General features: G+C 60.0%; 4 protein-coding genes. 3 read left to right on the top strand and 1 reads right to left on the bottom strand.

The window, feature by feature from the left end:
• The 3 genes from VIW95_RS05730 to gmd form a co-directional block, all read left to right on the top strand.
• Positions 1-655: glycosyltransferase family 4 protein (locus tag VIW95_RS05730; protein WP_331584465.1), on the top strand; the 655-nt coding region annotated here is incomplete at its 5' end.
• Between the two features lie 17 nt (positions 656-672).
• Positions 673-1,035 (top strand): cupin domain-containing protein, encoded by a 363-nt coding sequence (locus tag VIW95_RS05735; protein ID WP_331584466.1) that lies wholly within the window; start codon positions 673-675, stop codon positions 1,033-1,035.
• Between the two features lie 151 nt (positions 1,036-1,186).
• On the top strand, positions 1,187-2,203 hold the full coding sequence (gmd, locus tag VIW95_RS05740; protein ID WP_331584467.1) for a GDP-mannose 4,6-dehydratase: 1,017 nt from the start codon (positions 1,187-1,189) through the stop codon (positions 2,201-2,203).
• Between the two features lie 15 nt (positions 2,204-2,218).
• Here gmd and VIW95_RS05745 read toward each other — a convergent pair.
• Positions 2,219-4,420: vitamin B12 dependent-methionine synthase activation domain-containing protein (locus VIW95_RS05745; RefSeq protein WP_331584468.1), on the bottom strand; the 2,202-nt coding region annotated here is incomplete at its 5' end.

A 4,420-nucleotide genomic window follows, 5' to 3' on the forward strand; every position in this document is an offset into this window, starting at 1 on the left:
GGGCGTGCCGGCGAACAAGGTGGTGGTGGTTCCGGATTGGGTGGACTGCGGGCGAATCCATCCGCTCGACAGCAATCCGCTTCGCCGAAGTTTCGGCGACAAGTTTGTCGTGATGTATTCGGGGAACATCGGACTGTCACAGGAGCTCGAGGCCGTGCTCGAGGCAGCCGATAGGCTGCGCGACGACGATCGAATACTGTTCGCGATGATCGGTGAAGGCGCGCGCAAGAAGTGGCTCCAGGAGCGGGCGAGCGCGATGGGATTGACGAATGTGAAGTTCCTGCCATACCAACCGCTGGACAAGCTGGCCGAGTCGCTGGGGGCCGCCGATCTGCATCTCATTCCGCTCGCAGCGGGCGCGGCGGGATGCCTGGTGCCGAGCAAGATTTACGGAATCCTGGCCGCGGGGCGCCCGTTCATCGCGATGATGGAAGAAACCGCCGAGGTGGCGCTAATCGCGCGCGAAGACGCAGTTGGGTTCGTCGTGCGGCCGGGCAACGTCGAGGCTCTGGTCGCGGCGATTCGCGCGGCCGTCGATTCGCCGGAACATCTCAAGCAGATGGGAGCGCGGGCGCGCCGTCTGGCAGAGATGCGTTTCGATCGGCTCAAAGTCACCCGCATGTTTGGCTCGATGCTGGCCGGCGTCGCGACGTAAAATCAGCTGGAGAAAAGATGAATCGTGCAAGAAAGCCGGTGCGGATTGTGCCAAAGGGATGGGGGCGCGAGGTATGGATCGCTAACGGCGATCTTTACTGCGGGAAAATCCTGGAAATACGCAAGGGTAAGAAGTGCTCGCTGCATTACCACAAGCTCAAGACCGAATCGTTTTACCTGCGCAGCGGAAAGCTGCTCGTGCGGGTAAAGGAGTCGCCCGAGAGCGCCACGATCGAGGAGTTCGAACTGCTCGCGGGCGAATGCATGGACGTCCCGATCGGAATGGTGCATCAGATGGAAGCGATCGAAGACGCCGAACTGTTTGAATTTTCCACCCAGCACTTCGACAGCGATTCGCATCGGCTGGTGCCCGGCGACTGAATCCGTCACTCGCGCGAATCTGTCGATATCATGCATAGGCGCGGCGAAAATACGCCGCGCTTTTTTTTGGTGGCAGGAGGCTGGTTCTTTGCCGTCGCGAGGACGTGGTATATTTTTCCGTCACCCGCGACGCGGGATGTAGCTGGCACAGATGGCACAAGTAGCACTCATCACCGGCGTGACCGGACAGGACGGTTCGTATCTCGCCGAGTTTCTGCTTAAGAAGGGTTACGAAGTGCACGGCATGGTGCGCCGCACTTCGAGTTTCGCGACCGGACGAATCGATCATCTGCGCAAGGGCTTCGAGCCGGGTTCCGAAGGGCTGCAACTGCACTACGGCGACCTCGGTGACGGCACCGGCCTTCGACGAATCATCGAGCAGGTGCGTCCCGACGAGGTTTACAATCTCGCCGCGCAATCGCACGTGCGCATCTCGTTCGACCAACCCGAATATACCGCCGACGTGGTCGGCCTGGGGACGCTGCGATTGCTCGAGGCGTTGCGCGATCACAACAAGCGTCGCGGGCGTGCCTCGAAGCTGTACCAGGCGGGTTCGTCCGAGATGTTCGGTAAAGTTACCGAACAACCGCAACGCGAGACCACGCCGTTTCATCCGCGTAGTCCTTATGCGTGCGCCAAGGTTTACGCGCACTGGCAGACGGTAAATTATCGCGAGGCGTACGGGCTGTTCGCGTGCAATGGGATTCTTTTCAACCACGAGTCGCCCAGGCGCGGCGAAAATTTCGTGACGCGCAAGATCACGCGCAGCGCGACGCGAATCAAACTGGGCATCCAGGAAAAGCTGTCACTGGGGAACCTCGATGCGCGCCGCGACTGGGGATTTGCCGGCGACTATGTCGAAGCAATGTGGCTGATGTTGCAGCAGGAGCAGCCCGACGATTACGTAGTCGCGACCGGCGAGACTCATTCGGTGCAGGAATTCCTCGAGGTTGTGTTCGATCGCCTGAAACTGAAATGGCAGGATCACGTCGAGATCGACCAGCGGTTTTTCCGTCCAGCGGAAGTCGATTTGTTGATCGGCGACGCCTCCAAGGCAAAGCGCCAACTCGGTTGGACGCCGAAGGTGAAGTTCGAAAAGCTTGCTGAATTGATGATCGAAGGAGATCTCGAACTGGCCGAGCGCGAACTACGCAGCAAGACGCACTAAGATTCGCTCAAATAGCTAGCTGGCGGCGCGCTTGACCGCGGCCGCATCGAATTCGCGCTCGAGCCGCTCGATGTCGGCTGGTGAGAGGCTGAAATATTTTGCCTCGGGATGATGGAGGACGAACGCGCTGACGGCGCTTTCGGGGTCCATCATGAAGCCGTCGGTGAGCTGAACGCCAATCGCATTTTTCTCTACCTCGAGCAGCCGGAACAACTGCTCCTGATCCTCCATACGGGGACACGCAGGATAGCCGAACGAGAAACGCTTGCCGTGATAGTGCGCCTGCACGAGATCCTTGAGCGAGAGTCCCGGCGGATCGCCGATTCCCCACATCTGTCGAATCTTAAGATGCAGCAACTCGGCGAACGCCTCCGCGCCTTCGTTCGCGAGCACCTGCAGGATGTGCGAGCGGAGATAGTCGCCCTTGTTTTTCCAATCCTCAGCGAGAGCGCGCACGCCGCTGCCGATGGTCGTGACGAACATGCACAGATAGTCGGTGCGGCCGGAGTCGCGTGACGCGACGTAGTCGGCGAGACACAAATGCGGCGCGTCACTCTGGCGGCCGAAGGTGAAAGACTCGAGGACCGTTTTTCCGTCGGGCGAGTAAATCATGACGTTGCGGTCGCCGTCGGATTGCGCCGGAAAAAATCTGTAAACGGCGTTCGCAGAAATGTCGCTGCGCGCCAGCATCTGTTGCGCGACTTCCTCGACGCGGGCGTGAAGGTCGCGCGCTTTCGGGTCGCCGGCCTCGAACGCCTCGACGTAGTTCTGAAACCCGAGATGCTTGGAGTAGAGACTCTTGGGATTGATGTACTCGAAAATCTCGCCGAGATCGTAGTTGCGGATCACATGAGTCTTGAGGTCAGGCGGCTTCGGAATTTCGACGTCGCGCCGCACCGCTGAAGTGCGCAGCGTCGCATCCGCGGGCGCATCGACGACCTTCGGCGCGGTCTCGAGCATCTTTTTCGACTGCTCGGCGAGCACGTGCTTGAGCGATTCGCGCCGCTCGAAGTCCATTATTTGATTCGCGAGGTCCAGCCCGTTCATCGCGTCGTTGGCGTATGCGACGAGACCCGGATACTCGGGCGCGATCTTCATCCGCGTGAATCGGTTCGACAGCGCGGCGCCGCCGACCAGGATCGGACAATCGATGCCCGCGGTTTTCAGATCCTGTGCCGTCGCGACCATCATCTGCGCCGACTTCACGAGCAAGCCCGAGAGTCCGATCGCGTCGGGGCCGTGCTCGCGGAACGCCTTGATCAGTTCCTCGGGCGGCACCTTGATGCCGAGATTGACGACGCGGTAGCCGTTGTTGCTGAGAATGATCTCGACCAGGTTCTTGCCGATGTCGTGGACGTCGCCCTTGACGGTCGCGAGAATAATCTTGCCCTTGGTCGAGCTCTCGGACTTCTCCATGTGCGGTTCGAGATGAGTGACCGCGGCCTTCATCGCCTCGGCCGATTGCAGAACTTCAGCGACGATCATCTGATTTGCGTTGAACAGGCGTCCGACCTCGTCCATGCCCTTCATCAACGGGCCGTTGATGATCTCGAGCGCTCCGCGCGTGGTCAGCGCCTCGTTGAGGTCATCGACAAGTCCGTCCTTGGAACCTTCGAGGATGTAACGAGCGAGACGATCGTCGAGCGGCATCGACTTGCGATCCTCGGCAGTGACGGTGCTTTTGCGCTCCCGGAAATGCGCGGCGAAGGCGGCGATTGGATCGTCGCCACGCCACCAGATCAGATCCTCGGCGAGTTTGCGTTCCTCTTCAGGAATCGACGGGTAGCGATGAAGCTTTTCGGAGTTAACGATCGCGAGATCGAGACCCGCCTGCACGCAATGATAAAGCATCACGGCGTTCAGCACTTCGCGTCCCGCCTCAGGCAGTCCGAACGACACATTGGAGATGCCGAGACTGGTTTTGCATCGGGGCATCGCCTCTTTGATCAGCCGAATGCCTTCGATGGTTTCGATGCCGGCGCCGATATAGTTTTTGTCGCCGGTGCCGACCGGGAAGACCAGCGGATCGAAGATGATGTCTTCGGGCTCGATGCCGTACTTCTCAGTGAGCAGCTTGTACGAGCGCTCGGCGACTTGCAGCTTGCGCTGGCGAGTGACGGCCTGCGCCTGCTGCTTGTCCTCATCGATGCACATGACGATGATCGCCGCGCCATAGCGGTGCACCAGCTGGATCACGGCCTGGAAGCGCTCGGATTC

This window comes from Binatus sp. (SeqCode) (genome assembly GCF_036522015.1).
Classification (GTDB): Bacteria; Desulfobacterota; Binatia; order Binatales; family Binataceae; genus Binatus.

Coding starts and splice junctions, on each gene's coding strand:
- VIW95_RS05735 (WP_331584466.1), top strand. CDS start 673: ATGAATCGTGCAAGAAAGCCGGTGCGGATTGTGCCAAAGGGATGGGGG.
- gmd (WP_331584467.1), top strand. CDS start 1,187: ATGGCACAAGTAGCACTCATCACCGGCGTGACCGGACAGGACGGTTCG.